Annotated in this window: 28 protein-coding genes and 4 pseudogenes; 22 read left to right on the top strand and 10 right to left on the bottom strand. The window is 43.9% G+C overall.

Annotation, left to right across the window (positions count from 1 at the left end; all coding sequences use genetic code 11):
- Positions 1-356: 356 nt before the first annotated feature.
- Positions 357-971 carry a single-stranded DNA-binding protein gene (gene ssb / locus PKHYL_RS03315; RefSeq protein WP_071002203.1) on the bottom strand — a complete coding sequence of 205 codons (615 nt, stop codon included), beginning with the start codon at positions 969-971 and terminating at the stop codon, positions 357-359.
- 85 nt (positions 972-1,056) lie between these two features.
- A pseudogene (locus tag PKHYL_RS03310) lies at positions 1,057-2,420 on the bottom strand (MFS transporter).
- A gap of 672 nt (positions 2,421-3,092) precedes the next feature.
- Between PKHYL_RS03310 and uvrA the strand changes: the two are divergent.
- The 22 genes and pseudogenes from uvrA to PKHYL_RS03205 all read left to right on the top strand — a co-directional run bounded on the left by uvrA (position 3,093) and on the right by PKHYL_RS03205 (position 18,880).
- Positions 3,093-6,003: pseudogene (gene uvrA, locus PKHYL_RS03305) on the top strand (excinuclease ABC subunit UvrA).
- Between the two features lie 434 nt (positions 6,004-6,437).
- Positions 6,438-6,857, top strand: a complete 420-nt coding sequence (locus PKHYL_RS03300) for a transposase family protein (protein ID WP_240365372.1) — start codon at positions 6,438-6,440, stop codon at positions 6,855-6,857.
- A complete protein-coding gene (locus PKHYL_RS03295) occupies positions 6,817-7,269 on the top strand; it encodes a transposase family protein (RefSeq protein ID WP_240365373.1) in 453 nt (150 codons plus the stop codon). Before PKHYL_RS03300 ends, PKHYL_RS03295 begins: the two co-directional genes overlap by 41 nt.
- Positions 7,235-7,777: a hypothetical protein gene (locus tag PKHYL_RS03290; RefSeq protein WP_240365971.1), complete on the top strand. Its 543-nt coding sequence runs from the start codon at positions 7,235-7,237 to the stop codon at positions 7,775-7,777. The genes PKHYL_RS03295 and PKHYL_RS03290 overlap by 35 nt, the downstream gene beginning before the upstream one ends.
- A 353-nt stretch (positions 7,778-8,130) precedes the next feature.
- Positions 8,131-8,250, top strand: coding sequence for a helix-turn-helix transcriptional regulator (locus PKHYL_RS18490; protein ID WP_442966110.1), 120 nt, complete (start codon positions 8,131-8,133; stop codon positions 8,248-8,250).
- 4 nt (positions 8,251-8,254) lie between these two features.
- Complete coding sequence (locus PKHYL_RS03280) at positions 8,255-8,593, top strand: helix-turn-helix domain-containing protein (protein WP_240365969.1); 339 nt, start codon at positions 8,255-8,257, stop codon at positions 8,591-8,593.
- Positions 8,544-8,819, top strand: coding sequence for a hypothetical protein (locus PKHYL_RS03275; protein ID WP_071002211.1), 276 nt, complete (start codon positions 8,544-8,546; stop codon positions 8,817-8,819). The genes PKHYL_RS03280 and PKHYL_RS03275 overlap by 50 nt, the downstream gene beginning before the upstream one ends.
- Positions 8,812-9,174, top strand: coding sequence for a hypothetical protein (locus PKHYL_RS03270; RefSeq protein WP_240365968.1), 363 nt, complete (start codon positions 8,812-8,814; stop codon positions 9,172-9,174). The genes PKHYL_RS03275 and PKHYL_RS03270 overlap by 8 nt, the downstream gene beginning before the upstream one ends.
- Positions 9,175-9,336: 162 nt before the next feature.
- Entirely contained in the window at positions 9,337-9,708 is a 372-nt protein-coding gene (locus tag PKHYL_RS03265) for a hypothetical protein (protein ID WP_240365967.1), read from the top strand.
- 163 nt (positions 9,709-9,871) lie between these two features.
- Positions 9,872-12,093 (top strand): annotated as a pseudogene (locus PKHYL_RS18485) (DUF927 domain-containing protein).
- Positions 12,035-12,373, top strand: a complete 339-nt coding sequence (locus tag PKHYL_RS03250; protein WP_240366574.1) for a hypothetical protein — start codon at positions 12,035-12,037, stop codon at positions 12,371-12,373. Before PKHYL_RS18485 ends, PKHYL_RS03250 begins: the two are co-directional and overlap by 59 nt.
- Before the next feature lie 263 nt (positions 12,374-12,636).
- Positions 12,637-12,936, top strand: coding sequence for a helix-turn-helix domain-containing protein (locus PKHYL_RS03245; protein ID WP_071002215.1), 300 nt, complete (start codon positions 12,637-12,639; stop codon positions 12,934-12,936).
- A gap of 97 nt (positions 12,937-13,033) precedes the next feature.
- The gene (locus tag PKHYL_RS17960) at positions 13,034-13,231 is read left to right on the top strand and encodes a hypothetical protein (protein WP_332835921.1); all 198 of its coding nucleotides are present in this window, start codon (positions 13,034-13,036) and stop codon (positions 13,229-13,231) included.
- A 195-nt stretch (positions 13,232-13,426) separates the two neighbouring features.
- The gene (locus tag PKHYL_RS17955; RefSeq protein WP_332835920.1) at positions 13,427-14,638 is read left to right on the top strand and encodes an N-6 DNA methylase; all 1,212 of its coding nucleotides are present in this window, start codon (positions 13,427-13,429) and stop codon (positions 14,636-14,638) included.
- Positions 14,635-15,261, top strand: a complete 627-nt coding sequence (locus tag PKHYL_RS17950) for a hypothetical protein (protein ID WP_332835919.1) — start codon at positions 14,635-14,637, stop codon at positions 15,259-15,261. Before PKHYL_RS17955 ends, PKHYL_RS17950 begins: the two co-directional genes overlap by 4 nt.
- A gap of 106 nt (positions 15,262-15,367) precedes the next feature.
- A complete protein-coding gene (locus PKHYL_RS03235) occupies positions 15,368-15,742 on the top strand; it encodes a type ISP restriction/modification enzyme (protein WP_240365964.1) in 375 nt (124 codons plus the stop codon).
- A gap of 26 nt (positions 15,743-15,768) precedes the next feature.
- Positions 15,769-16,260: a type ISP restriction/modification enzyme gene (locus PKHYL_RS03230; protein ID WP_240365963.1), complete on the top strand. Its 492-nt coding sequence runs from the start codon at positions 15,769-15,771 to the stop codon at positions 16,258-16,260.
- A 159-nt stretch (positions 16,261-16,419) separates the two neighbouring features.
- Complete coding sequence (locus PKHYL_RS03225; RefSeq protein WP_212563837.1) at positions 16,420-16,743, top strand: type II toxin-antitoxin system RelE/ParE family toxin; 324 nt, start codon at positions 16,420-16,422, stop codon at positions 16,741-16,743.
- The gene (locus tag PKHYL_RS03220; RefSeq protein WP_201592207.1) at positions 16,740-17,045 is read left to right on the top strand and encodes an addiction module antidote protein; all 306 of its coding nucleotides are present in this window, start codon (positions 16,740-16,742) and stop codon (positions 17,043-17,045) included. Before PKHYL_RS03225 ends, PKHYL_RS03220 begins: the two co-directional genes overlap by 4 nt.
- A gap of 35 nt (positions 17,046-17,080) precedes the next feature.
- Entirely contained in the window at positions 17,081-17,299 is a 219-nt protein-coding gene (locus PKHYL_RS03215; RefSeq protein ID WP_212563838.1) for a hypothetical protein, read from the top strand.
- 205 nt (positions 17,300-17,504) lie between these two features.
- Positions 17,505-17,759 carry a hypothetical protein gene (locus PKHYL_RS03210; protein WP_240365962.1) on the top strand — a complete coding sequence of 85 codons (255 nt, stop codon included), beginning with the start codon at positions 17,505-17,507 and terminating at the stop codon, positions 17,757-17,759.
- 152 nt (positions 17,760-17,911) lie between these two features.
- Entirely contained in the window at positions 17,912-18,880 is a 969-nt protein-coding gene (locus tag PKHYL_RS03205; RefSeq protein ID WP_186475042.1) for a DUF1853 family protein, read from the top strand.
- A gap of 160 nt (positions 18,881-19,040) precedes the next feature.
- Here the strand turns inward: PKHYL_RS03205 and PKHYL_RS03200 are convergent, their stop codons facing one another.
- The 8 genes and pseudogenes from PKHYL_RS03200 to trpB form a co-directional block, all read right to left on the bottom strand.
- Positions 19,041-19,472, bottom strand: coding sequence for a DUF2726 domain-containing protein (locus PKHYL_RS03200; protein WP_240365961.1), 432 nt, complete (start codon positions 19,470-19,472; stop codon positions 19,041-19,043).
- Positions 19,473-19,763: 291 nt separating this feature from the next.
- On the bottom strand, positions 19,764-20,228 hold the full coding sequence (locus tag PKHYL_RS03195) for an SPOR domain-containing protein (RefSeq protein WP_240365960.1): 465 nt from the start codon (positions 20,226-20,228) through the stop codon (positions 19,764-19,766).
- Positions 20,225-20,647, bottom strand: a complete 423-nt coding sequence (locus PKHYL_RS03190; RefSeq protein ID WP_240365959.1) for a hypothetical protein — start codon at positions 20,645-20,647, stop codon at positions 20,225-20,227. Before PKHYL_RS03190 ends, PKHYL_RS03195 begins: the two co-directional genes overlap by 4 nt.
- Positions 20,644-20,904, bottom strand: coding sequence for a hypothetical protein (locus tag PKHYL_RS03185; RefSeq protein ID WP_240365958.1), 261 nt, complete (start codon positions 20,902-20,904; stop codon positions 20,644-20,646). The genes PKHYL_RS03190 and PKHYL_RS03185 overlap by 4 nt, the downstream gene beginning before the upstream one ends.
- A 248-nt stretch (positions 20,905-21,152) precedes the next feature.
- Complete coding sequence (locus PKHYL_RS03180; RefSeq protein ID WP_240365957.1) at positions 21,153-22,511, bottom strand: bifunctional folylpolyglutamate synthase/dihydrofolate synthase; 1,359 nt, start codon at positions 22,509-22,511, stop codon at positions 21,153-21,155.
- 186 nt (positions 22,512-22,697) lie between these two features.
- Positions 22,698-23,643: pseudogene (gene accD, locus PKHYL_RS03175) on the bottom strand (acetyl-CoA carboxylase, carboxyltransferase subunit beta).
- A gap of 484 nt (positions 23,644-24,127) precedes the next feature.
- On the bottom strand, positions 24,128-24,952 hold the full coding sequence (gene trpA, locus PKHYL_RS03170; protein ID WP_212563843.1) for a tryptophan synthase subunit alpha: 825 nt from the start codon (positions 24,950-24,952) through the stop codon (positions 24,128-24,130).
- Positions 24,953-25,092: 140 nt separating this feature from the next.
- Positions 25,093-26,367: a tryptophan synthase subunit beta gene (gene trpB / locus PKHYL_RS03165; RefSeq protein WP_240365956.1), complete on the bottom strand. Its 1,275-nt coding sequence runs from the start codon at positions 26,365-26,367 to the stop codon at positions 25,093-25,095.
- Between the last annotated feature and the right edge of the window lie 15 nt (positions 26,368-26,382).

Below are 26,382 nucleotides of genomic sequence, written 5' to 3'. Positions count from 1 at the left end.
TGAATTCACTATATATACAACAGTGAATAACCACACTTCCTTGATAAACCACTCAATAGTAATCGCATATATTTCCAGCCTTTAATAGCAGAATGAAAAATAAACATAAGTTTTGTTTTTTATTAGCAAAATAACAATAAGCAAGTCTATTATTTGATACTTAATCTCTGATATCGCGTGAATATAAACATATAGGTAATTTTCTAATAATTTATTCATAAAAACTAAAAAACCCCGCTATTAACGGGATTTTTTAATTCAAAGATACTTGTTCAAATCTTTATCTTTTAAACAAAAAAGAGCCTATAAATATAGGCTCTAATGACTTTTCTCTACACTATCAGGTTATTGTATTCCTAAAACGGGATATCATCGTCTACAGGGCCATCTGACATTGCCGTAGGCTTAGATTGCGCGGGTTGATTAAACTGATTTTGCGGCGCAGGTGCATTTTGGTTATTAAAGCTGTTCTGACCGCCACTCGGTTGGTTATTGTAGCCGCCTCGCTGTGCTGGCTGGCCACCTGCTTGCTGACCGAAATTATTTTGGTTGCTTTGACCGCCTTGGTTGCCGTAACTGTTTGAGTTCTGGCCACCTTGATTGTTACTAAAGCCTCCATTATCGCTTTGGCCACCACTCATACCATCAAGCATCTGCATTTGCTCAGCTCGAATCTCCGTAATATAACGATCTTGACCGTTCTGGTCTTGGTACTTACGCGTACGCAAGCTACCTTCAATATAGACCTTGCTGCCTTTACGCAGATACTGTGCAGCGATTTCACCCAAACGATTAAACAGTGAGATACGATGCCACTCTGTCGCTTCTCTTTTTTCACCGCTTTGTTTATCCGTCCACTGCTCAGATGTCGCAACCGAGATATTAGTCACGCTACCGCCATTATTGAACTGGCGTGCCTCAGGATCTGCTCCAAGGTTACCGATGATGATAACTTTATTAACTCCGCGCATGATACCGTCCTTTTACTTATGAATAATTATTCGATAGAAAAATGATTCCTATCAATGATATGATTTTACTTTAACCAATTTTTGTTTAAATATCTAGTGGGCTTTGTGCCAGATGCGACAGTGCTTGTCGCGAATCATCCGTCAGTTGGGTCTTGTCTAATTTTAAATAAGCGACTTGCTCCTTTGCCATAACGACCAGTTCATCCACGCCATCGACTGCTAGCATCTGCCGAGACCAATCTTGGATATTGATGTTTTTAGGAATGGTTACTGTCGTGCTCGACAGATAAGGTGGCTGGGCAATGGGTGTAATCAGCAGCAATGCGATGCCCATGACAAGTGACAACAGCCCCATGCCAGCAAGTTAGACTGATTCAATAGCAGCCCGCCCATCGCGCCACCAACGAACGCACCTAAAAACTGGCTCGATGAATTAAGCCCCATCGCGGTTGCTTTATTGGCGACTGGTGCACGCTTAGATATCCAAGATGGAATCGTCGCCTCAAGCAAATTAAAACCCATAAAGTACAGTAGCAATCCAAAAATAATACCAACACCAACCTGACTACCAAAAGCAAGAAATGCCAAGGCTGCAGTCATTAAGGCGATAGCAGCTAGAAAGACTTGGCGCATTTTACGCTTCTTTTCAGCGATGATAATAAAGGGAATGGCGACGGCAAAGCCGACAAACAATAGCGGCAAGTAGACCAAGCCTTGCTGACGTACCGATAGACCCATCACCTCTGTGAGCTGATGCGGCAAGATTACAAATATCGCTGTCATGGTCAAATGCAGCGCAAAAATTCCAAAGTGCAAACGGTTTAAGTCGCCGATTTTGAGCACAGTAGCGAGTTGCTCACCGATCGATTTGTTATCCAGATTGTGCTTGAGCACGCGCATTGGCGTGGGTACGACAAAAAGTAGCAGCATCGCTAAAATAGCAAATGCTGCCGTCAGCCAAAACAATCCTGAGATACCAAGCGAGCCTACTAATAACGGCCCAAAGGCAAAGGCCAACATAATAGAGGTGGCAATGGTCAAGCCCATCGTCGCCATTGCCTTGGTGCGCATCTCCTCGCGGGTGACGTCGGCAAGCAATGCCATGAGCACCGCAGAAACCGCACCGCTTCCTGCCAGCGCGCGCCCGATGATGACCTGATAAATATCCGTCGCATTTGCTGCAATCATGCCGCCGACTGCAAACAGTATCAATCCCAAAAATATAATCGGTTTACGTGGGAATTTATCAGCGGCAAGGCTCATCGGTATCTGAAAGATCGCTTGTCCTAGTCCATAAATACCAACTGCCAGACCAATCAAAAACGGCGTCGCGTGTGCATAATTGTCACCATAAACAGAAAACACCGGCACAATCATAAACAAGCCAATCATACGCAAGGCAAAGATGCCACCGACTCCGAGGATTGCCCGTTTCTCTACGCTATTCATACTTGCCTCACTGATTGATCATTGCTGTTTTTTCACTGCTGGTACTTGTACTGCACCATGATTTATCACTACTGGTTTATCAAGACACTGGCCTATAAATCAAGCCCTCTAGTATAAGACATTCGCCGTTTGGTTGCCGAGACTTTTGTCTTACTGACGCCCCCGCCTATAGCGCATCAACCCAAGCCATTCATACTACGCAATTATTTTGTTACCAACTGCGTCAGATGCGCAATCACACCTTGAATAATGCGGTCGCCATAACAATAAAGTAAGGCATTATAAACATTATTATTCATTAGCTCGAACGACAGTTCAAACGACAAACTCCTCTGTAAAATGACATTTTTGGTCAAAACCATAACAAACGATGCCTGTTACTTATCAGGGGATTTGATTTAGATTTGCTTAGTCGAACAGAAATCAATCGCATCAAAGACTGCAAAATAAGCAAACAGTAAATTGGCATGTATAGCCCTTACTTCACGAACGTATGAACACTTTATAAAAGCACTATTTATAACCATATTTTTTATAACAGAGCTATTTATAACGACATTATAAATTTAGAAATCATTCGCGTTTTTAACCCATAATTTTACTGATCTGTATTTACCTTTTCATTTGAGATATTTCCCAATACTCTTTTAGCAAATAGGAAACCCATAAACGATGGCACATGACCATATCGCAATACGCGGCGCACGTACTCATAATTTAAAAAACATTGATTTAGACATTCCACGAGATAAATTCGTGGTAATCACTGGTTTATCCGGTTCTGGTAAATCGTCCTTGGCTTTTGATACGCTATATGCTGAAGGGCAACGTCGCTATGTCGAGAGTTTGTCAGCATATGCGCGCCAGTTCTTATCGCAGATGGAAAAGCCGGAAGTCGATAGCATCGAAGGCTTGTCACCGGCAATTGCTATTGAGCAAAAATCGACCAACCATAATCCACGCTCAACGGTCGGTACGATCACTGAGATTTATGATTACCTGCGTCTATTATACGCGCGTATCGGTACGCCTTATTGCCCAGAGCATGGCGAACCTATGGTGGCGCAGTCGGTGACCGAGATGGTTGATCAGGTTATGGCACTCCCCGATGAGACCAAGCTTATGATTCTTGCGCCAGTAGTGCGTGAGCGTAAAGGAGAGCATACAGTGCTGCTTGAGCAATTGATCGGTCAAGGGTTTGTACGCGTACGCGTCGATGGTCATGTCTATGATACTGACGAGCTACCGACACTCGATAAAAGAAAAAACACACCATCGAAGTGGTGGTTGATCGCTTTAAAGTACGTGATGACTTGGGCAACCGTGTCGCTGAGAGCTTGGAGACCGCGCTACGTTTGGGACAAGGTCTAGTGACGCTGCACTTTATGGATGGTAACCCTACTGAGGGCGGCTCTGATAATCAAGTGATGTCTGCCAAGCACAGCTGTCCGATTTGTGATCGCGCTGTACCTGAGCTTGAGCCGCGCATGTTTAGTTTTAACAACCCCTACGGTGCTTGCCCAACTTGTGATGGACTCGGTAAGCGTCAGTATTTCGCTGCTGAAAAGCTCATTACTCATGTTGATAAGACGCTCAATCAAGGCGCGATTAACGGTTGGGATAAGCGCCACTCGTACTATTTTGGGCTGCTAACTACCGTTTGTAAGCATTTTAAAATCGATATGGATACACCGTGGACGGAGCTGCCCAAAAAGCAGCAAGAGCTGATCATGCACGGCTCAGGTAAAGAAAAGCTCACCTTTAACTTTACCGATGAGCGCGGACGTAAAACCAATAAAACCGTTCCTTTTGAAGGCGTACTACCCTATCTTGAGCGCCGTTATGCCAAAACGCAAAGTAACCTCGTCCGCGATGAGCTGGCTAAATACTTAGCTGATACCACGTGTAATGTCTGTGATGGCGCGCGTCTGAACGAGATTTCGCGCAATGTGCGTGTCGATGAACAAACCATCGCTGACATCGTCAAGCTCTCTATTGGCGACGCGGCGGACTATTATAAGACTCTAAAGATTGACGGTCATAAAGGTGAAGTGGCAGAGAAGATCTTTAAAGAGATTAACGAGCGCTTAAACTTCCTCGTTAGCGTTGGCCTCGATTATCTAACCCTAGCACGCTCTGCCGAAACCCTATCCGGCGGTGAAGCGCAGCGTATTCGTTTGGCCAGTCAAATTGGTGCCGGTCTGATGGGCGTCATGTATGTCCTTGATGAGCCGTCCATTGGCTTGCATCAGCGTGATAACGACCGCTTGCTTAAAACTTTAACACGCTTGCGTGATTTAGGTAATACCGTACTGGTCGTTGAGCACGATGAAGATGCGATTCGTCAAGCGGATCACGTCATCGATATCGGTATTGGGGCTGGCGTACACGGTGGTCATATCATCGCCGAGGGCACGGTGGATGAAGTGATGGCAACGCCAGACTCGCTCACCGGACAATATATGTCGGGCGAAAAACGCATTGAGATACCAAAAGTGCGGCATAAAGCCAAAACCGTAGAGGTCGAGGTTAAAGGTAAAGCGAAAGCCAAAACAAAAAGGTACCGATGACTATCGAGCTCAAAGGCGCCTCAGGCAACAACCTAAAAGACGTCGATCTGAGCCTGCCCGTTGGGGTGATGACTTGTGTCACGGGTGTATCGGGTTCTGGTAAATCAACGCTGATTAACCGTACGCTTATGCCTATCGCCGCCACACAATTAAACAATGCCTCAACGCTAATCGCGGATAAGCATGACAGCATTAGCGGTCTTGAGCATTTGGATAAAATGGTCGATATCGATCAAAGCCCAATTGGTCGTACCCCGCGCTCCAATCCTGCGACTTATACTGGCGTCTTCACTCCCGTGCGTGAGATGTTCGCCCAGACACCAGAAGCCCGCGCACGTGGTTATAAAGCTGGGCGCTTTAGCTTCAACGTCAAAGGCGGACGCTGTGAGATGTGCCAAGGCGATGGTCTCATCAAAGTTGAGATGCATTTTTTACCGGATATGTATGTGCCGTGTGACACCTGTGAAGGCAAGCGTTATAACCGCGAGACCTTAGAGATTCACTATAAAGGCAAAACCATCGCTGACGTGCTCGAGATGACGGTAGAGGACGCCACTGAGTTCTTCTCGGCGATTCCAGCGATCTATCGTCGCCTGCAAGCGTTGATGGATGTGGGGCTGAGCTACATTCGCTTGGGTCAGTCTGCATCGACACTATCTGGCGGTGAAGCGCAGCGGGTGAAACTGGCACGCGAGCTTGCCAAACGCGACACGGGACAGACGCTTTATATCTTGGATGAGCCAACCACAGGTTTGCATTTCCATGATATCGATAAGCTGCTCAACATCTTGCATGCGCTACGCGATAAAGGTAACACCATCGTGGTCATTGAGCATAACTTGGATGTTATCAAAACCGCGGATTGGGTGATTGATCTTGGCCCTGAAGGCGGTAAAGGCGGCGGTATGATCATCGCTGAGGGTACGCCAGAAGAGGTCGCAGAGGTCGAAGGCTCACACACGGGTGAGTTTTTAAAGCCGATGCTTAAGCAAGCGATGAAAGAAGTGAGTTAGTAGAACTTAGGTAATAATTGATGAAAAGGCTACTCTTTAGGGGGTGGCTTTTTTTGTTTTTATATGGATTGAAAGTATTTATAGAAAACACTATAATCTTTCGAGCTAAAAAAATACTCAGAGCAAACTCTTAGGAGACGATGAGTTATCATAATTAATTAGTAGGATAACTAATAATGACTCAAGACACTACGCAACTAATAATTAAAGATGATAACGCATATAAATTGGCACAAGCTCTATATAATACCGTAACTGGAAAAACTGAAAGCTTATCAAGGAGTTACTCTGATAATTACGAGGTGAATAATGAATCTATAGTTCAACTATATAATAAAATGGTTCAAACTTATGCTCAATGGGAGTAATAGACCTCTTGCAAAAGTAGCAGAGGGAATTAAAATAAGAAGAACATTCATCGTTGTCTAAGAACCATGCCAAACATAGATAAGCTACTCAAACAAAGTGACGCTGGTTTTAAACGCTACACTGGCATTCATAAAGCCACCTTTTATGACATGCTTGAGGCCATGCAAGAGCATGAAGCATCTAAGACCAAATCAGGCAGACCAAGTGTGCTCAGTCTTAAGGAGCAGATACTACTAGCCCTGACTTATTGGCGTGAATACCGCACGCTTTATCATATCAGTATGGACTTTGGTATTCATGAGTCTTCTGCTAGCCGTATCATTCGTAAAGTAGAAGACACACTGATTGACTCTGGCAAGTTTGAATTGCCTAAAAAGCTGCCTAGTCGTGTCGATGAGGACATCAATTGGAGCGTCGTCATTGTCGATGCCACCGAAACCCCAATTGAGCGTCCAAAAAAACCAAAGAGACTACTACAGCGGTAAGAAAAAACAACACACCTTAAAAGCGCAGGTTATCGTTCATTGGCAAACCGGTTTGATACTTGATGTGCAAACCTGTAAAGGGTCAATCCACGATTTTAAGCTGTATAAAGATACTTGTCCTGATTGGTTACCTGAGAACACTAACTATCTAGCAGACAGTGGTTATCAAGGGTTAGCAAAGCTACATAACCAAACTTTCACACCATTTAAGAAACCTCGTGGTGGTCAGTTATTGGAGATATGCAAACAGGCCAATCACTATCTGGCAAAGTTCCGTATTGTGGTTGAGCACAAAATAGGCTTAATCAAGTTGTTTAAAATCGTGGCTCATAAATATCGCAACCGTCGTCAGCGCTATGATCTTAGAATGAAGCTGTTTGCTGGTATCATTAATTCCGAGCTTAAATTATGACTTTTGCAAGAGGTCTATTAAATTTACAAGCTATAAGGAAGCAGAAGAATGGCAGAATGAATTTTATAAATTCTTAGCGGACAATAGAGCTTTGGAAATGTTTTTGAGATTGAAGGATTTGGCTGAAGTTTTTATAAGTCGCATAAAGACTCTTGATAATATAAATGTTGACTTAGGTTTTGACTTCTATAAGATGCAGAAAGAGTTGAGCTTTAGAAATAATAAACTAGCATTCATTGATTCTAGTCAAGCGAATATAGCACCTGAACTAATAGTTGCTCACTATGTCTGGAACTATATTTATTTAGAAGATAACGATTTAAACCAAAACCTATCTCATTCATCAAAAGTTCCTCTAGTCTTGAAGCATTTTAAAGATTTGCCTAAAGACCAAAGGTTTATAGACAGAATTACAGCTATTACCACACCTAGAGAGCAGAAAAACTATAACTGGAGTGGTTTTTTAAATAGCAATTTGCTTGCCTATTATCCCATACTGATAAGATGACACCTCAACGTGTCACCCTAATTTAAAATTGGCTTCAAACCTTTATCGTTTGGAGGTGACACCACTACCGACACCATTTTATTGAGGTGACACCCTTTTCTGACACCTATGCTTACCCCCTAACATAGACCATGTAAGCCGTAGCGTCCGTTACGGCTCAATACACTACATGGAGCTATACACAATGACACACCCAACCCAAGACACCCCAGTAATTCCTTTTACTGACAACACCCCTCACGACACCGAACCAACCAGCGCAAACAGTCCAGCTATGCAACTGCCTACTACTGGCATGGGCAGAGCTAAGGACATTTTGCCGTTCCTACCTTTAGCAAAACCACCTTGTTTGAATGGTCAAAGATGGACGTTTCCCAGCTGGCAGAAAGCTATCACCAACTATGACAGCATGGAGCTATGCAGACGTTCACGAATGGCTTAACTCTCACACCTCAACCACTAGCGAGATATAGAGCCATGATGACCACAGCCACCAGTAACGCCCCAGTGACCGACCAGCCAGCACCTAAGACACAGATTGACACTGTTAGAGAGCACCTGATGACAGGGGCAACTATCACCACATGGGACGCATACCGCCTTTATCAAATCACATGCCTAGCACAGCGCATACATGACCTAAGAACCGCAGGGCTAACCATTCAAAGCGAAATAGTTACGCACAATGACAAGCGTTTTTCTGTCTATTGGCTTGATGAGCAGACTTTGCTTGAAAGCGAACTATCTAACAGTGAGGGTGAACTAAGTGAGCCAATCAAACGACATATTAGAACCGCGCCTAGTGGCGGTAGATAGCTATTATCTGTCTGTCATTAATGACCGCATACAAGACCTATCAAACGATGCTGAGAGCCTAGCAATGGCGCTTAGTGCGATCAGTACCGATGATGATACCAGTAAGGGCGTAATAGTCGCTGTAAGGTCTGCCCTACTCGCTAATAGTGAGCTGGCAACCATTTTAAGCGAACAGATGGACGGGCTTATCTTACTGCCTGAGCTGGAGGTAACAGATCATGAGTGATAACCATACCAAACCCAATCTAAAAGCCCAACACGGGGCGCACAATCGCAAACAGACGGGTAAACGTGGCTTACTGCTAAGATTTACTATCTTTATGGCATGGGTGGCAGGTATTGGCTTGCTACTCTCACTGGTAGCTTGCCAGCAAGTACAACCAAAACAGATTGCAACCGATGATAGCAGCGGTTACTATATAGGCCTCTCAAAATCTACAAGCGGACAAGCCAGCCGTGGCATTTTGGCTTTTTTGTGCCTGATAATAGCGCAGCCTCTCAAGCTGTTACTATACAATCTAGCACAGCCTCACAAGCGCACACATGCGCCACAAGGGGGCAAACCATCATATCTAAGGTGAACACCTCACCGACCGACTATGACGGGTTGACGCTGCAAAATAAAACAGCCGTAAGGCGAATATGCGGGGCGGTTTCTTGTAGAACCGAGAGTAAGACCCGTCACCCTATACTTTTACCGTATAGCGTGGCATACACTCAAAAACTACAAGGAGTTATCCATCATGGGTAAATCAATCAGCACGACTTCAAACACTACAACACTAGCTAATCAAGCCCCTGAGGGCTTAGATGACGGCTTGTCTATTGCCCAAATTAACCAGCGTAAAGTTATCGACTTAACTAGTCCTAACGATACCGATGTCATTATCATATCGTCACATGATTTATCAAACCTTGCTTGTGATATTAGCGGTGCAGCTGGCGCTCTACATGATGTTGGTCAGTTACTGGCACTTATTCACTATGACAAGATACAGGCTCATACAGCCGAAGCATTAGCGCGTTTAGCACATGATGCTACTTGCACATGGGCAGAGATACTGCACACGCAATTAGACACCCTCAACGAATCCCCTAGTGATGAATGGCCATAGCAAGGTAGGTGCAGAATGAAAACCTACCCACCAAAGCAGAGCCGTAAGCACGCCAAGCGCAAAAGCTACTACAAGAAATATAGAGCCGAGCGCAAGCCGAACCACACGCAGGCAAGGGGGGAACAGATGACCACCACACCAACAAACAGCCAAGAAAAAGCCCATGCGGACAACATGGGCGCTCATACTCTTACAAGATTGCAAGCCAGCTACAGAGGAACAGCTGGCAAACGATCCGTTTTTAATCAAACTTAATGACATGCTAGAACCTGAACGGCTGCTATTCGTTACAGGTAATACTACTATATATTATGGTGAACAAATTGGCAAAACCGAACCAACAGCCAACACTATAGGCTTAGCATTGACCGATAAACAAGGCGATATTGTAGGCGCGGTATTCTACACACCAAACAGCAAAGCAAAGCCCATTGTCATTGATCCTACAGGTTATGGCGCTATCGTCATTGGTGAGCCAAACAAAGCCCATGAGGTCATAGCTTTTAATGACCTTGATAGCGGTATTGATGTTTACAGCTACCTGATGAGCAGTGATAAAACAATCATTGTCAGCCCTCACAAAACAAAGCAATGCCTTAAAAAGATGGTGCAGCACTGGAGCAGCGGTTCACTTGTTACCGTACCTATGACGCTTGATGACAAGGGCTTAATAAACCTATTAGCAGGTGTAAAGGCTCAAGCATTGGTTACTGTGGCTCATATCGTCACTATGCTGCAGCATGACAGCTACAAAGCGATACTAGCAGCTGATGACACCCAGCTAATCAACTTACAAGATACTGCCTATTATCCTGAATGGCGCGATGATCCCCAGCTGAATGAACCGATGATCTATAGTGATGGGCGTTTTGAGCTATATCACGATGGATTGTTTTTCGTAAAGTATAACGATGATGACCCAGCAAACATTACCTTTAAGTCTAAGGCGTTTGTTTGTTCACCTATAGAAGTTATCGCTAAGACACGGGACACAGGCAGCACTACATGGGGGCGGTTACTGCAATGGCGCGATGATGACAGCGTATTGCATACGTGGTCAATGCCGTTATCGCTACTGCAAGGTGATGCAAGGGAATACCGCAAGGAGCTTGCCAGTCAAGGACTAAACATTACCACCAACCCCAAACAGCGCAGCTACTTAGACACCTATATTCAAAAATACCCTATTCACAAACGGGCGTTATGCGTGGATAAGTTAGGCTGGCACGATAAGCAATATATATTACCTGACAGAGCCATAGGCAGCGATGGTAAGCAGCTTATTGTCTATCAGTCTGCAAACAGTATCAACAGCACCCTAACCCAGCAAGGAGAGCTAGCACAGTGGCGCGATAACTTATGCAAGCCACTAGCAGAGCAAAGCCGTTTTGTGTTCTCTATTGCTTGCGCGTTCGCAGGTCAATTACTGGAGCTATTAGAGTATGACGGGGCGGTTTTCACCTTTTAGGATCATCAAGCATGGGTAAGTCATTATCGCTCAAGGTGGCTGCTAGTGTATGGGGCAATCCTGACAGGTACGTTAAGACATGGCGCAGCACTGATAACGCTCTAGAAGGCACAGCAAGCGAGCACAACGACAGTTTTTTACCACTTGATGAGATCAGCGAATGTGATCCCAAAATAGTAGGCAAAACCGTTTATATGCTGGCTAATGGTCAAGGTAAAGGACGTAGTACCACCACGGGACACAATCGTATAGCCAAAACATGGCGCATTATCTTTTGTCTAATGGTGAGGAGTCGCTACAAAACTTCATGGCGCAAGCAGGACAAAAAAACCAATGTAGGTATCGAGGTTCGAGTAGCGCATATTGATGCTGATGCTGGCAAAGGGTTAAAAACCTTTGATAGTTTGGTACTGGCAGAAACAAGCGAAGCACAAGCCGATAGGATTAAAGAGCTATCACACGCTTACTATGGATCAGCTGGCATTGCATGGCTAGAACATATCACCAGTGACAAGGCAGCGACCACCGCCACCGCTAAGCAGCTTGTAGATGACTTCATGAGTCAGTACAGCGACCTGACAGCACAGGCGCATAGAGTTGCTAAACGGTTCGCTATCGTGAGCGCAGCTGGAGAACTGGCAACACAGGCAGGTATAACGGGCTGGCAAGTAGGACAAGCAACTACAGCTGTAATGATTTGCTTAGATAACTGGCTCGATAACTACGGGCGTGATGGTGAGCATGAGCAGCGCCAAATCATAGAGCATATTAAGGCATTTATTGAACAGCACGGATCAAGCCGTTTTCAGCCTTGCCATATTCACACGTACCAAGACTTTGAAACTAAGATAACAAACCGTGCTGGCTATCATAACTACGACACAGGGGGAATATTATTTCTCTACCAGTACCTTTGATGAAGTCTGTTCACCATTTAACAAAAGCAAAGTCTTACAAGTGTTAGATGAAGCAGGATTTTTAAATGTGACTGAGAGTAATCGTAAAACGTGCAAAGTGCCTTTACCATTCAAAAAGAACCGCCAGCGTGTTTATGCGGTCAAAGGTGAGATATTAAGTTGTGAAACTACAAAAAGCACTGGGACAGCTGGGACAACCCATACACAGCAAGGGTTAGAGCCTGTCCCAAGCGTTAAAACACCATTGGGACAGCTGGGACAAAATAGCGCAATCTGTTAATCTGTCCCAAGTGTCCCAAAGGCTAAAAAGGGCTGGGACAGCTGAAAGCCAGTAAGTACGGGCGCTGTCCCGTTGTCCCAAGTGTCCCAAGCAAAAAAAGTAGATGCAGGCAAAAATAATATAAGGTAGGCGTTAGCGTCTGCCTTTTTTATGGCTGATACTTTCATTTTTATAGTAGTAGGCTAAAGCCAATAGCTCAAAACCCGACAAAATATAACTGTATTGTTGTATTATGAGGGAATATAAAAACCGAGGTTTAATCTATGACACATTTTAGCGCACTAAATGACTATGTAGCAGACTTGCCAGCCGATAGACAACAAGCGATCAATAATAAATCTAAGATATTAAGCCAGTCTATTGAGCTTGCCAAAATACGCAAAAGCAAACAGCTAAAGCAGACTGAGCTTGCCGTCATTATGGGTGTGTCACAAGCCAGCATATCAAAGGTAGAAAGCGGTAAAGACATTCAGCTATCGACTTTGCAAAACTATGTTAGAGCGTTAGGTGGTGAGGTAAGCATTATCGCTAAGATGCCAAACAGTGACGTTATATTGATATAGCACCCGCGCCCTATAGGCGAACCCTCACAACTTTCATACCTTATTTTAAATTTTATAATCCAGCCCATTTATTCATCAATACCACTTAGGGATATCTATGTCAGATAGCAATCATCAATACGTTAGCGATTACGTCAATAAAGTAGCCTCAAGAGTTAAGTTAGGTCATAGCTCAGAACATACTTTCCGTAAAGATTTAGAGGATTTGATAAACAACCTAGTGCCTGATGTGATGGTCACCAATGAACCAAGCCAAGTAACGGACTGCGGTAACCCTGATTTTTTTAATAAGTAAAAAGAGATTCCGATTGGCTTTATCGAAGCTAAAGACGTAGGCAAGGATTTAAGCTCTAAACTTTATAAAGAACAGTTTGATAGATATAAAGCAGCCTTAGACAACCTGATTATTACGGACTATCTACGCTTTGAGTTTTATGTCAATGGCGAGCGCGTTCATCAGGTCTGTGTCGGTGAGTTGATCGCTGGCACGGTGAAGACACACGACAGTGAGTTTAAGCGCTTAGCTGAGCTATTGCGTGATTTCTGCGTGTATGTCGGACAAACGATTAAATCTGCTCAACGTCTTGCAGTCTTGATGGCGGGTAAAGCGCGATTACTTGAACATACGCTTTATCAGGCACTAATCAGCGATGAACATTCAGACGATAATTCAGACCTACGTGCCCAGTTTGAAACTTTTAAGGGCGTACTTATACATGACTTAACCCCAGCAGACTTTGCTGATATTTACGCGCAAACACTCGCCTATGGTATGTTTGCCGCACGTTTGCATGATGACACCCTAGATACTTTTAGTCGTCAAGAGGCAGCTGAGCTTATCCCTAAAACCAATCCATTTTTAAGAAAGCTGTTCTCTCATGTGGCTGGTATTGATATTGACCCACGTATCAAGACTACGGTAGATAACCTTGCTGATGTATTTCGCGCCACCGATGTAGCAGCTATCCTCAAAAACTTCGGTAAGACTACTCAAACACAAGACCCTATCATTCACTTCTACGAGACTTTCCTTGCAGAGTACAACCCTAAACTTCGTAAGCAGCGCGGTGTATGGTACACCCCTGAGCCAGTGGTTAAGTTTATTGTCCGCGCTGTAGATGATATTTTGAAGTCTGAATTCGATTTAGCAGACGGTATAGCAGATACCAGTAAGATAGAAATAGAAAAACAGACACAAACCCCTGATAGTCGTACTAAGACGGGCTATAAGATGGTTAAAGAGTTGGTACATAAGGTGCAAATTCTTGATCCAGCGACTGGTACAGGGACATTCCTTGCCGCCATTATTCAGCATATATTTCACAGTCAGTTTGAAAATATGGGCGGCATTTGGAGCAGCTACGTTGAGCAAGACCTATTGCCACGCTTGCACGGTTTTGAGCTATTGATGGCAAGCTATGCAATGGCGCACTTAAAGCTTGATATGCTACTTGCTGATACAGGCTATGAGCCGATCAAACCTAAACGTATGCAAGTCTATCTGACTAACTCACTAGAAGAACATAACCCCGATACAGGAACGCTATTTGCTGGCTGGCTGTCTGCTGAGGCAAACGAGGCTAACGCCATTAAGCGTGATGCACCAGTGATGGTAGTAATCGGTAATCCACCTTATGCGGTGAGTAGCACGAATAAAGGGGATTGGATTCAAGACTTAATAGCAGATTATAAAAAGATTTGAATGAGCGTAATATTCAGCCACTATCAGATGACTATATTAAATTCATTAGATATGGTCAGCACTATATTGAAAAAAACGGTGAGGGTATTTTAGCGTTTATTACTAACAACAGCTTTGTTGATGGTGTTATTCATCGGCAGATGCGTAAAAGTTTGCTAGAGAGTTTTGATAAGGTTTACATTCTTGATTTACATGGCAATTCTCGTAAACAGGAAACTGCGCCAGACGGTGGTAAAGATGAAAACGTTTTTGATATTATGGCAGGTGTTTCCATTAATATCTTTATAAAAACGAACAAGAAAAAAGCAAGTGAATTAGGCAAGGTTTTTGTACATAGCTTGTTTGGTACAAGGAAGTCTAAGTATGAATTTTTAGAACAGCACAATTTAAACAAAGTATTTTGGGATGAATTAAAGCCTAGCTTACCAAATTTTGAGTTTATTAGAATTGATTATAGTAATAAGGTGAAATACGATGCTTATTTTTCACTAAACGAAATTTTTCAGGCTAGTAATACTGGTATAGAAACTGGTAGAGACGCACTATTTATAGACTGGAATAATGAGAAGCTAGGGGACAAAATAAAAGAGTTTTGGATAATAAACATGAACCTAGTGTTCTAAACGAATATAAGATAAAGAATACTAGCAGTTTTAAGTTATTAGATAATCTAGTCGTAAGTGAGTTTTCAGAAGAATATTTTAAGAATATTCTGTATCGTCCTTTGACATGAGAGCAACATATTATGATACCTCGCTACAGAGAAGACCAAGCTGGAACACTATTAAACACTTAAACGAAGATAATATTTCGCTTATCACTTGCCGCCAGCAAAGCACATTTGACTTTCAACATATATTTTTATCTAAAGCTATTATTGAGAGATGTACTGTTTCTCTACAAACAAAGGAAACTGGATATATCTTCCCACTTTACCTATACCCTGAACAAGACACCCAAACCAATCTATTAGAATCAAAAGATGAAGACAAGCCAGCCCGAACACCAAACCTTGACACCGAAATCGTGACAGACATTGCCAAAGCGATTGGATTAACCTTTACCAATGAAAGGAAGATACGGCTGGCACGTTTGCGCCGATAGATATTCTTGATTATATCTATGCCGTATTGCACAGCCCGACATATCGTGAGACTTATAAAGAGTTCTTAAAAATCGACTTCCCACGCGTGCCCTATCCCAGCGATGCCGATGCTTTTTGGCAGTTGGTGACGCTAGGTGGAGAGCTACGTCAAATTCACTTATTAGAGTCACCAAAGATTGCCGCACAAACTAAAGCGCTTGGTATAGGTTATCCCGTAGGAGGTGATAATGCCGTTACTCGTAAAATGACCAAAAACAGCGTTGGCTTTGAGCCTGACGAAGTAGATAGCAGCATTGGTAAAGTTTGGCTTAACGATACTCAGTATTTTACCAATGTACCGCTAATCGCATGGGAGTTCTATATCGGTGGATATCAGCCCGCGCAAAAGTGGCTTAAAGATCGTCAAGGTCGAACGCTAGATCATAGCGATATCAAGCACTATATGAATATCATCGCAGCGCTTAGCCTAACCAATGAGCTGATGCAGCAGATTGATGACATCAACGTGGTGGGTTAAGTCCGCACAATCACATTAAGACAAAACAATAAAAGGTGGGCGTTAAACGTCTGCCTTTTTGTTTTGCCTACACTCTATATATGCCACATACAATCGTAACTTGTTATCTATTATCCAAAAGTTTACAATTAATTATAAGTATTCTTATAATTTACCCCTATGATTGATATTAACCAAACCGAACAATTTAGACGCTGGTTGCACAAGCTCAAAGACCCGTTAGGCAAAGTAGGCATACTGGCACGTATCAAGCGAGCGCAAGGCGGCAATTTTGGTGACCATAAGCCATTAGCCAATACAAACGGTATCTATGAGATGCGAATATTCAAAGGCAATGGTTACCGTGTCTATTATGCCAAGCAAGGCGATACCCTCTATCTATTATTGATAGGAGGCAGTAAAGACAGCCAAGCAAGCGACATTGATAAGGCTTGCACCCTATGGCAGCAGGTTAAGGAACAAGAAAAGGAGCACCCCCAATGACCGATATTAAGATCAGCCGTTTTGACGTAGCAGAGTACCTAACAGATGAAACCCTTATTAATGCTTACTTGAATGAAGCATTGAGCGATGGCACACCTAGTGACTTTATCCAAGCATTAAACGATGTTGCACGCGCAAAGGGCATGAATGAGCTGGCAGAAAAGACAGGCATAAGACGTGAAAGTCTTTATAAAACCCTACAGTCCGAAAAGCCCCGCTTTGACACCATGCTAAAAATTATTGATGGTATGGGCTTGCAAGTCACTCTGACTCCTAAAGCCGAACCTTTTTTAGAGGCTTAATGTTTAATGATTGTTATTCTGAGAGGGTGAACGTTATGCGTTTGCCTTTTTTATGGGCTGCACAAAACCTAATAAAACCTGATATTCAAAACCTAATGAGCAGATGCCCCAAAATGGAAGCAAAAAGCGAGGAAGCAAGGAAAATAGGAAGCAAAACAGCGAATTTTCTATTATTCCTATTCATCGCCAAGTCAGGACAGCAAACGGCTAAGAGTGGAAGCAAATATTTTTTAGGAAGCAAAAAATTGGAATAATTCCCAACGGGCTAAATAGTACAGATGCAATAAAACGCATTAAAAACGCACGCATTTAAGTGCCATTACCGAGCGCGTGCAGTGATTAATTCAACCCCATGCAAACAAAAAGCAACCCCCTAAACTTTTAATTTCGCGGTCGTAAAAATATGCAGATGGCTGCGGTCACCGCTTGCAAAGTCCTGAACAATGACACCGCCCTATCATGTTGAGAAATGTTGAAACGGTAAACAGTAAAAATAATTACAAAATAATATTGAGTGAAGCAGCAAACAGCCAAAAAAGGGCATTATTAAAAACGATTGTTGGTATTATTGTTGGTATCGTTGATATTAAAAATAATAAAACCTATATATTAAAAGGCATACAGCCTTTACTTTACTTCCTGCCGTTCCGACCAAACATAGCAGTAAGAGAAAAGCCAATCATTGTTTTCAATGGTTGGCTTTTTTTGTGCTAAATTTTACTGATATCAGTATTCATATCCATCACATTAATATCATGTTTTGAAGCCAAAAAGCTTAGCACTGCCATCGCCGATACTCGTATCCTATAGACTTTTATAGAGCGAGCCGTTAGGGTAAATGCCTCACCACAATGATGGTTTATCCTATGTCCGAGCCTATCAATAAACCCACACATAATCGCCTCATAGATGATGTACCTTGGGAGCGTTTCCGCCGGCCTTACGTGCGCGATTTGGCTTATGTACTGGCATGTCCCAATGTCTTGACCACGTGGCTAGACTTTGCACCGCATCAGAGCACACATACCGTTGCTGTGCATAGTGCACAATTTTGGCAGACACAGTTTGAAGCGTATGAGCAACGATTAACAGAGCTAGACACCACTGCCACCTATCAAGAGCTGACTCGCTATTTACTCAAACGCCCTAGTCCCAATCGATTGGGGTTTCACTTTGAGGGACTACTATCGTTTTGGTTAGAGGATGGGTTTGCGCGTAATCTGCATCCGTACGAGACACTAGCTAATAATGTACAGCTGTACAATGGTAAGCAGACTGTCGGTGAGCTTGATTTGATTTTGTATAATCATGAAGAGAGGCTGGTGGAGCATTGGGAACTAGCCATTAAATTTTTTATGGGATCAGCACCTTTTGAGCCTGTGAACTGGGTAGGGATTAACTCCAATGATAATCTACAGCGTAAGATGACGCACATGCAAACCAAGCAGTTTCGAGCCGTCTGGGTAGATACGGAAGATCACGGGCAGGTCAAAATAGACAAACGCTATGGTGTAATCAAAGGGCGATTCTTTTTACCGATTAACACAACCAACCTTGGTGATTATGATTGGCCTCATTGGCTAACACCCAGCTTTCCGATACATGAATGGTGTGATAAGAGAGATAAAGCCGCTCTTGCGACGATTGACACCACTTCATTGCGAGCCGCGCATTATATTGAATGGTTCACTAAGCGCGACTTTTATGACCGCTATGGTCGGTGTCAGCCGCCCCTTACCTACCCTGACACGCCAAACCTCAGAACAGGATTGTACTTCGAAGGTGAGCGACTGATTGTCATTTATCCAAGGCAGTTAAGCCAAATAAAAGAATAGTCTAAGCTAGATAGTTTGAATAACTGTCTCATTTTAACAACCAAAGAAGCTTAGTGAACCATTTAATAACTCTCAATCACCTGCATTAGCTCGTATCTCAGCATATCGGCACTAGGCATACGCTCAGCGTGAAAACGAACGATGGCGATGCCTGCACTAGCTAGGGCTTTGTCTTTTTATCATCAGCCTTTTGCCGCGCTTTGCTGCTATGTGTCCAGTCATCAAGCTCGATGGCAACTAGCGTGGTCTGAGCGTCAACATCCACGATTACATAATCAACGCTCTGGCGACAGATACGATTAAACCAAAAGCTGCGCTCGGATGTCTCGTCACTATTGGCTTCAATGATTCGTGACAGCTGAACTTGCACAAAGATATGATACTCTGGCAGCGCATTTTTTAATTTATTAAAAAATATCACTTCAGTGTCGGTCATGATTGGCATTGGGGCAAATGGCCAGATAGCCAGCTCATCACCGCGCACAGGCTTTGACTCAGGCTCTGCGACTGGACGTTTCGCCAATAGCTTTGGTAACGTAATCAGTCCTAAAAACCCAACGGCCAAGATTAAAAATATAGCGCCAAATGACATGGTTTTACCTTATACAATATAACAGTGACCGGCTAGCGTTCAAGACTCTGAAGAGTCAATGATCGGCTGATCACCACAGGGCAACCTTTATAGGCTGACAGGTTATACAAAAATGAGTAATAAAAATGTGCTCATCGTAACCAAGCTTGCGCCAATCGGCAAACGATAAAACAAAAAACACGACAGTGGTTGTCGTGTTTAAAAATAATCATGGTCTAAATCGATAAGATGACAGCTAAGCCATATATCAGCGTGTAGGTCGTGATAAGGGATACCCCACTGATGTCTTATTTAACGCCAATAAAGCACCCAAGCACCGGTCGTATTGACGTTAGAATCACTATTGATCTTATCTTTTAGTGCCAATGCGGCAACCTTTCCACGTTCAGGACCAACAATGACGCGTACACCGCGACTGGTCGGACTGGTCTTCACTTGATATCCAGCCTCTTTGAATTTTTTCGCTAGTTGATCCGCTTTGGCCTGATTATCTGCGAGCGCTACTTGCACCCCAAAGCTGCCTTTCGCATCGGTTTCTTTGACTTTTTGACGAGCCTCACGAAGCTTTTGCTGAGCGTCTCGCTTAGCCTCAGCCGCTTTTTTGGCGGCGGCCGCTTCTCGCTCCAGACGTTGCACTTGACTGCGCGAAGGTATGGTAATGTTTTGACCTAACTGTAATGAAGTCGATGGTGAAATGTTATTTGCTTGAGCCAAGACTTCGACAGGCATGTTGTATTGTCTTGCAAGCTTAATCAACCCATCGCCTTTTTTGACTTGATACTCAGAGGGCGATTTTGGTGGTTCATTTTTAGCCGCTTCAGCTGCCTCTCTCTTTTTTCGGCCGCAGCTTGAGCGTCCGCTTGTCTTTTCGCTTCTGCTTCTTTTTTACTTTCTGCTAGTTTTTCAGCAGCGGCTTTTTCTTGTTTTGCTTTGGCTTGTTGCTGCTCATCTTCCGCCTGCTTTTTTGCTTTGGCTTCATTCACTGCATCATCGGCTGCCTTGACCAATTTTTCAGCATCTTGCACTTCCTTACTTTTGACACTTTTTTCTGTGTCTTTTACGTCTTCTGAACTCTCACTCTGTTCATTTGTCGCCGCGATATTTTTGACATACTGCTGGCTTTCAGCACGGGCTTTGGCCAACGCTTCTGCTTCAGCCACTTCTTGTTCTGTCAAAAACTCCTGTGCGCGTCTCTCCTGCTCGGCAACACGAGCAGCACGTTCTTTTGCTTTTGCGCAAGGATACGTTTTTCTGTCTCAATGTCAGTCGTTAGCGGTTGCGGAGATTCTTGCTCGGTCGTTGGTTTCTCTATCATCGCTGATGTTGGCTGTGGCTGGTTGCTCTCGCCAATCTGCTGCACCATGGCGTATAACATCACGCTACCGCCTAGAATCATCCCAATGCCCAATAAGGCTTGTCTCGAAAAGTTCATCCGTTTACGTCTCTTAGTTGGTGATAAGGTTGATTGAGCGGCGCAGGGACTGTCTTACAGCAATATAGATAATTGCGCTAATAAATACCTCGTACCGCCAGTTACTGCCATCAGTGTTCAAAATCTATGCCGACCCATTTATGCCAGTCTTGCAAATCATTTTGATTATAAAGCATATTTTTCGTGCTGTCTGCCATCAGGCAAGTACTAAGATTAACACTAAACAGGCGCCACCTTAACTTAAATGATCATACGGCAAGTGCAGCAAGCGCTTCGCCAATCGTATGAAACGAACCACATACGACGATCAAATCTTGTGGTTGGCTTGCCTGTATGACCGCCTCCGTCGCTGCTTGTAAACCATCAAAATCATGGACATGGCGAGTATCTATGTATTTGGCTAAGACGCCTTGTAGCTGCTCGGTACTCGCGGCACGAGGATAATCAATCTCAGCAATGAACCAATCACTAATCGGCAAGCCTGCTTGAGTCAGACGTTGTACTACTTTGTCGATATCTTTATCACCCAACATAGAGAACAACATTTTGATTTTTGGAAGGTCTCTATCAGCTTGGCTGCCGTGTTTACTCAAATGCTGATGCCAAAATGGCAATAACTGCGCTAATAAAAATTCCACACCTTGCTCGTTGTGCGCCACATCAAACAACCAATGGCGATGATGGCTTTCACGATAATCAAAGCGCCCTGCCAGTTTGACAGTTTGCAATGCCTGCTCGATGGCACTTACATCGACTTTCAACGGGCTTGCAAGTACCGCCGATAGTGCATTAGCAGTATTGGTCAAGGATAGCGCAGGGCATGGTAGTTGCAAGGTAACTGCCGCATTACTGTATTGCCAAATCATTGAGTCAATATCGCGGTAGCTAAAATCTTGCCCAATTTGATAACAAGTCGCTTGCTTATTATCGATAGCGTGCTGCACGCTAGATGGCATTTCAATAGCACCATAAACTAAAGAAATACCTTGGCGCAATATACCTGCTTTCTCGCGACCGATGTCCTCAACATTGTCACCGAGCCAGTCGACATGATCGATACCAATATTAGTAATCACTGCCATATCAGGATCAATAATATTGACCACATCTAACCGTCCGCCTAATCCAACTTCTAACACCCATACATCACAGTCTGCCTCAGCAAATATGAGTAATGCGGCCAGCGTTGTCATCTCAAAGAATGACAAGGTCAAATCGCACTCTAAACGTGCTGCTTCGACTTTGCTAAAAGCATCAATCAGCGTCTCATCGCTGACCATTTCGCCATTGATACGCACGCGCTCATTAAATACGCTCAAGTGTGGCGATTGATATAGTGCCGTCTTATAACCTGCGGCTTTACACATTTCGGCGATAACAGCGGTCGTAGAGCCTTTACCATTGGTGCCTGCCACAGTGAAGACATAAGCGTCATCTTTAGCTGACTTTACTACTCCTAGCGCTTCGGCAACAGGCAATACACGCGATAGTCCCATATCTATCGCAGACACATGTATTTGCTGCATATAATTTAGCCATTCGGTCAAGCTGACCAAACCAACGTTGTCGTTAGGGCTACTAGAGTTGGGCGCTACAAGATCAGACATGGATAAAACCTATAGGAAATTTAATAAGAAACAGAAATATATTTGTTGGCTAAAACCAAAAATAGCATTTACCGTGCAATGACGATAAATGCTATTAGAGGGTCTTGCATATGCAGTAGATGTTAGCACGCGGCTAGGCGTTTATGCACTCAATAATTGACTCATGATACTGAGCCATACATCTTATTAAGCATCTACATTAGGTACGTGGCACAGTTTTGCGAGCAAACGATAGATCGTATCAATCAGTTGATGACGATGCACCACTTCATCTACGACGCCATGCTCTAATAAGAACTCTGCACGTTGGAACGGCTCTTCTAACGTCTCACGCACGGTCTGCTCGATTACACGCTTACCCGCAAAGCCAATCATCGCTTTTGGTTCTGCCAAATGAATATCACCCAGCATGGCCAATGACGCAGTCACACCGCCGTAGACAGGATTGGTCAATACCACAATATACGGAATACCAGCGATTTTTAGACGTTCAATCGCTGCCGCCGTGCGTGCCATTTGCATCAATGACAACAGACCTTCTTGCATACGTGCACCGCCTGACGCGGCAAAGCAGACTAATGGGATTTTTTGCTCAAGCGCTCTTTCAGCGGCTTGTACAAAACGATCGCCAACCACTGAACCCATCGAGCCGCCCATAAAACGGAAATCAAAGGCACAAGCGACAATATCAAGGTTACGCAGCTTGCCGTACATGGCAACCAGCGCTTCACTCTCGCCCGTTTTTTCTTGTGCTTCGCTCATACGCGCAGGATATGGCTTGCTATCCACAAAGCTCAGCGGATCTTTGGCAGTGAATTCTTGCCCTGTCTCACCGTCTATTTGATCAAGCAACCAATTTAAGCGCTCACGAGCACTCATCGGTAAATGATGATCACAGTGCGGACACACATAGCAGTTAAAAAATCAGTGCGGTGTTGGTAATCACAGAATGACAATTGCTACATTTGGTCGACGGTTCAGTCTCTACCGCGGTCAATTGCGCAGTTAATTGCTGCTTGATACCTGGTATAGGACGGTTAAACCATGACTGCCTATCCGCGTTGCTGTTTGGCTCGGCTTTAGCAGTATTATTATCGAGTTTTGTTGCTGTATCAGTCATATTATTTGCCATCATAAAAGGCTTATTGACAAGTTGGCTCATTCGCTTGTCATTGAGAGTTTAATGGTTGTCTAAACAAAGCGTCAAACCCAGTCATAACATGAGCAATTATGCGACACGCTAATGTATCAATCTTACGTGTCGATCATTTGGTTAGGTGCTTGTTGATAGATGATGTGCTTGTTGAGACTTTTTGGCAAATGCTTTTTGGCAGATGCTTTTTGAAACTAGTCACTGACAAATCACGGCTATCAGACGCCATATAATAGTCATGTTAGTTTACACTCGTAAACTAAATTTAGCAAAGTCATTTAACGTCATCTTTCAGTAACGTTTTTGAGTCATTGATTCCCATTATTTAACTTCGCGATTCAAGGACAACTACTCAAAATAACCCCTTCAAACCAGCTATTACCTTTATCAAATTGCCTCAATGAGATACTTAAAACATCTTGCCGCTGTTAGATTAATAAAAGCGATACTAGGATAATGAATATTAAGCACTCAGACTGTCTAATGCCGCACGCAGCTCATCCATTTTTGCCATAATGTTTTGCTGAGCCTTGGCCACAGCCGCGGTGTCATTGGCATCAATATCTGCAAAATTCTGTACCAATGCACTACCCACGATAACACCATCCGCATGAGTACCAATTGCTTTTGCAGAAGCGCCATCACGGATACCAAAGCCGACGCATACTGGCAAGTCTGTTTCTGCTTTGATTGCTTGCACTTGAGTTGCTACATCGTCAGTATCTAGCGTGGCTGAGCCCGTCACACCTTTTAGCGATACATAGTAAATATAACCACCGCAATGGGTCAATACTTGCTCACGGCGCTCAGGCAAAGTGGTCGGCGACAGCAAAAAAATCTCATTCATTGAATGGTCGGTCAAATGCTGCGTAAAGCTACCCGCCTCGGCTGGTGGCAAATCTACCATCAATAAACCATCAACGCCTGACTGCTCGCATAGCGTGACAAAATTGTCATAGCCGATAATCTCTACAGGATTAAGATAGCCCATCAAGATGATTGGCGTTTGCGTGTCGGTTTGGCGAAACTCTGCCACCATCTTGAGCGCATCACGCGTACTGGTACCTGCAGCTAATGCACGCTCACCCGCTAGCGATACGGTTGGGCCATCTGCCATTGGATCAGAGAACGGTAAGCCCACTTCAATCATATCTGCGCCGTGCTTGACTAAGTCGTGCAATAGACCAACGGTCGTTGCAGGATTAGGATCGCCTGCCATCACATAAGGAATCAGGGCTTTTTTGTTTTGTGATTTTAAAGTTTCAAAAGTGCTTTCAATTCGGGTCATAGTGGTCTCTTAATTATTATAAACTGGCTTACTTAACCCTTTATCTAACAAGCTATATTAGGTAAAGGGCATTAGGCAATTTTCTTTATGAAGGAGAGTTTAGCAACTTATAAATTGATCATTCATCAAATGACTTGTTACTACATCTCAATCCCTTCTGCCTTCATTACTGAATGCAAATCTTTGTCACCGCGACCTGACATATTAACGATGATTGTCTGATCAGGCGTCATGGTTTTCGCCAGTTTTAAGGCATAAGCGATAGCATGAGAAGTCTCAAGCGCAGGGATGATACCTTCTTTGCGCGTGGCTTCATGGAAACCTTCTAGCGCCTCTTTGTCAGTACAGCCGACATACTCAACGCGTTTCATGTCTTTTAAGAAGCTATGCTCCGGACCAACACCTGGGTAATCAAGACCGGCTGAGATAGAATGCGTCTCTTGAATCTGACCATCATCATCTGCCATGAGGTAAGTACGGTTACCATGCAGCACGCCGATACGACCAGCCGCCAATGGTGCAGAATGACGACCTGACTCGATACCATCACCCGTGGCTTCGACGCCATACATCTTAACGTCGGTATCATTGAGGAAATCAAAGAACAAGCCAATCGCGTTTGAGCCACCACCGACACAAGCAACCAACGCATCTGGCATTTTGCCTGTTTTTTCTAAATGCTGAATGCGCGCTTCTTTTCCAATAATCGCTTGGAAATCACGAACCAATAGCGGATAAGGATGCGGCCCTGCAACGGTACCAATAATATAATACGTGCTATCAACATTGGTCACCCAATCACGCATCGCCTCGTTCATCGCGTCTTTTAGCGTGCGTGAGCCAGACGTTACTGGCACCACTGTCGCACCAAGCAAACGCATACGATAGACGTTCATTTTTTGACGTTCAACATCGTCAGCACCCATATAGACGATACATTCTAGGCCCAAGCGCGCAGCAATCGTTGCGGTCGCGACACCATGCTGTCCTGCGCCAGTTTCGGCGATGATACGTTTTTTGCCACACATCTTGGCAAGCAATGCTTGTCCAATGGTGTTGTTTACTTTGTGCGCGCCAGTATGGTTCAGGTCTTCACGCTTAAAGTAAATTTGCGCGCCGCCGATCTCATCACTCAAGCGTTTGGCATGATACAGCGGCGTTGGACGACCGACATAATTAACCAAATCGTTATGATACTCTTCCCAAAACGCTGGATCTGCTTTGACTTTGGTATAAAGCGTCTCAAGCTCTTCTAATGCGGCCATCAGCGTCTCAGAGACAAAGCGTCCACCATGTACACCGAAATGGCCACGTGCATCAGGGTATTGGTTAAAATCTTGCACGTTTTCAGGATTGGTAAAGGTGTTTACAGATTGTGCTGTAGTAGATAAATCTTTGTTCGCGACATGACTCATGGTAATTCCTACTGT

This window comes from Psychrobacter sp. KH172YL61, assembly GCF_007182895.1.
GTDB classification, from domain to species: Bacteria; Pseudomonadota; Gammaproteobacteria; order Pseudomonadales; family Moraxellaceae; genus Psychrobacter; species Psychrobacter pacificensis.
Note: the sequence above shows the minus strand (reverse complement) of the source record. Positions and strands in the feature narration are given on the sequence as shown.

What these genes read in the sequence shown, in the direction of transcription:
- PKHYL_RS03245 (WP_071002215.1), top strand. Translation starts at nt 12,637, where the DNA reads ATGACACATTTTAGCGCACTAAATGACTATGTAGCAGACTTGCCAGCC.
- PKHYL_RS03205 (WP_186475042.1), top strand. Translation starts at nt 17,912, where the DNA reads ATGTCCGAGCCTATCAATAAACCCACACATAATCGCCTCATAGATGAT.
- PKHYL_RS17960 (WP_332835921.1), top strand. Translation starts at nt 13,034, where the DNA reads ATGTCAGATAGCAATCATCAATACGTTAGCGATTACGTCAATAAAGTA.
- PKHYL_RS03270 (WP_240365968.1), top strand. Translation starts at nt 8,812, where the DNA reads ATGAGTGATAACCATACCAAACCCAATCTAAAAGCCCAACACGGGGCG.
- PKHYL_RS03265 (WP_240365967.1), top strand. Translation starts at nt 9,337, where the DNA reads ATGGGTAAATCAATCAGCACGACTTCAAACACTACAACACTAGCTAAT.
- trpB (WP_240365956.1), bottom strand. Translation starts at nt 26,367, where the DNA reads ATGAGTCATGTCGCGAACAAAGATTTATCTACTACAGCACAATCTGTA.
- PKHYL_RS03220 (WP_201592207.1), top strand. Translation starts at nt 16,740, where the DNA reads ATGACCGATATTAAGATCAGCCGTTTTGACGTAGCAGAGTACCTAACA.
- PKHYL_RS03225 (WP_212563837.1), top strand. Translation starts at nt 16,420, where the DNA reads ATGATTGATATTAACCAAACCGAACAATTTAGACGCTGGTTGCACAAG.
- PKHYL_RS03280 (WP_240365969.1), top strand. Translation starts at nt 8,255, where the DNA reads ATGATGACCACAGCCACCAGTAACGCCCCAGTGACCGACCAGCCAGCA.
- trpA (WP_212563843.1), bottom strand. Translation starts at nt 24,952, where the DNA reads ATGACCCGAATTGAAAGCACTTTTGAAACTTTAAAATCACAAAACAAA.
- PKHYL_RS03185 (WP_240365958.1), bottom strand. Translation starts at nt 20,904, where the DNA reads ATGAACTTTTCGAGACAAGCCTTATTGGGCATTGGGATGATTCTAGGC.
- ssb (WP_071002203.1), bottom strand. Translation starts at nt 971, where the DNA reads ATGCGCGGAGTTAATAAAGTTATCATCATCGGTAACCTTGGAGCAGAT.
- PKHYL_RS03200 (WP_240365961.1), bottom strand. Translation starts at nt 19,472, where the DNA reads ATGTCATTTGGCGCTATATTTTTAATCTTGGCCGTTGGGTTTTTAGGA.
- PKHYL_RS03300 (WP_240365372.1), top strand. Translation starts at nt 6,438, where the DNA reads ATGCCAAACATAGATAAGCTACTCAAACAAAGTGACGCTGGTTTTAAA.
- PKHYL_RS03215 (WP_212563838.1), top strand. Translation starts at nt 17,081, where the DNA reads ATGCGTTTGCCTTTTTTATGGGCTGCACAAAACCTAATAAAACCTGAT.
- PKHYL_RS03180 (WP_240365957.1), bottom strand. Translation starts at nt 22,511, where the DNA reads ATGTCTGATCTTGTAGCGCCCAACTCTAGTAGCCCTAACGACAACGTT.
- PKHYL_RS03235 (WP_240365964.1), top strand. Translation starts at nt 15,368, where the DNA reads ATGAGAGCAACATATTATGATACCTCGCTACAGAGAAGACCAAGCTGG.
- PKHYL_RS18490 (WP_442966110.1), top strand. Translation starts at nt 8,131, where the DNA reads ATGGTCAAAGATGGACGTTTCCCAGCTGGCAGAAAGCTATCACCAACT.
- PKHYL_RS03210 (WP_240365962.1), top strand. Translation starts at nt 17,505, where the DNA reads ATGTTGAGAAATGTTGAAACGGTAAACAGTAAAAATAATTACAAAATA.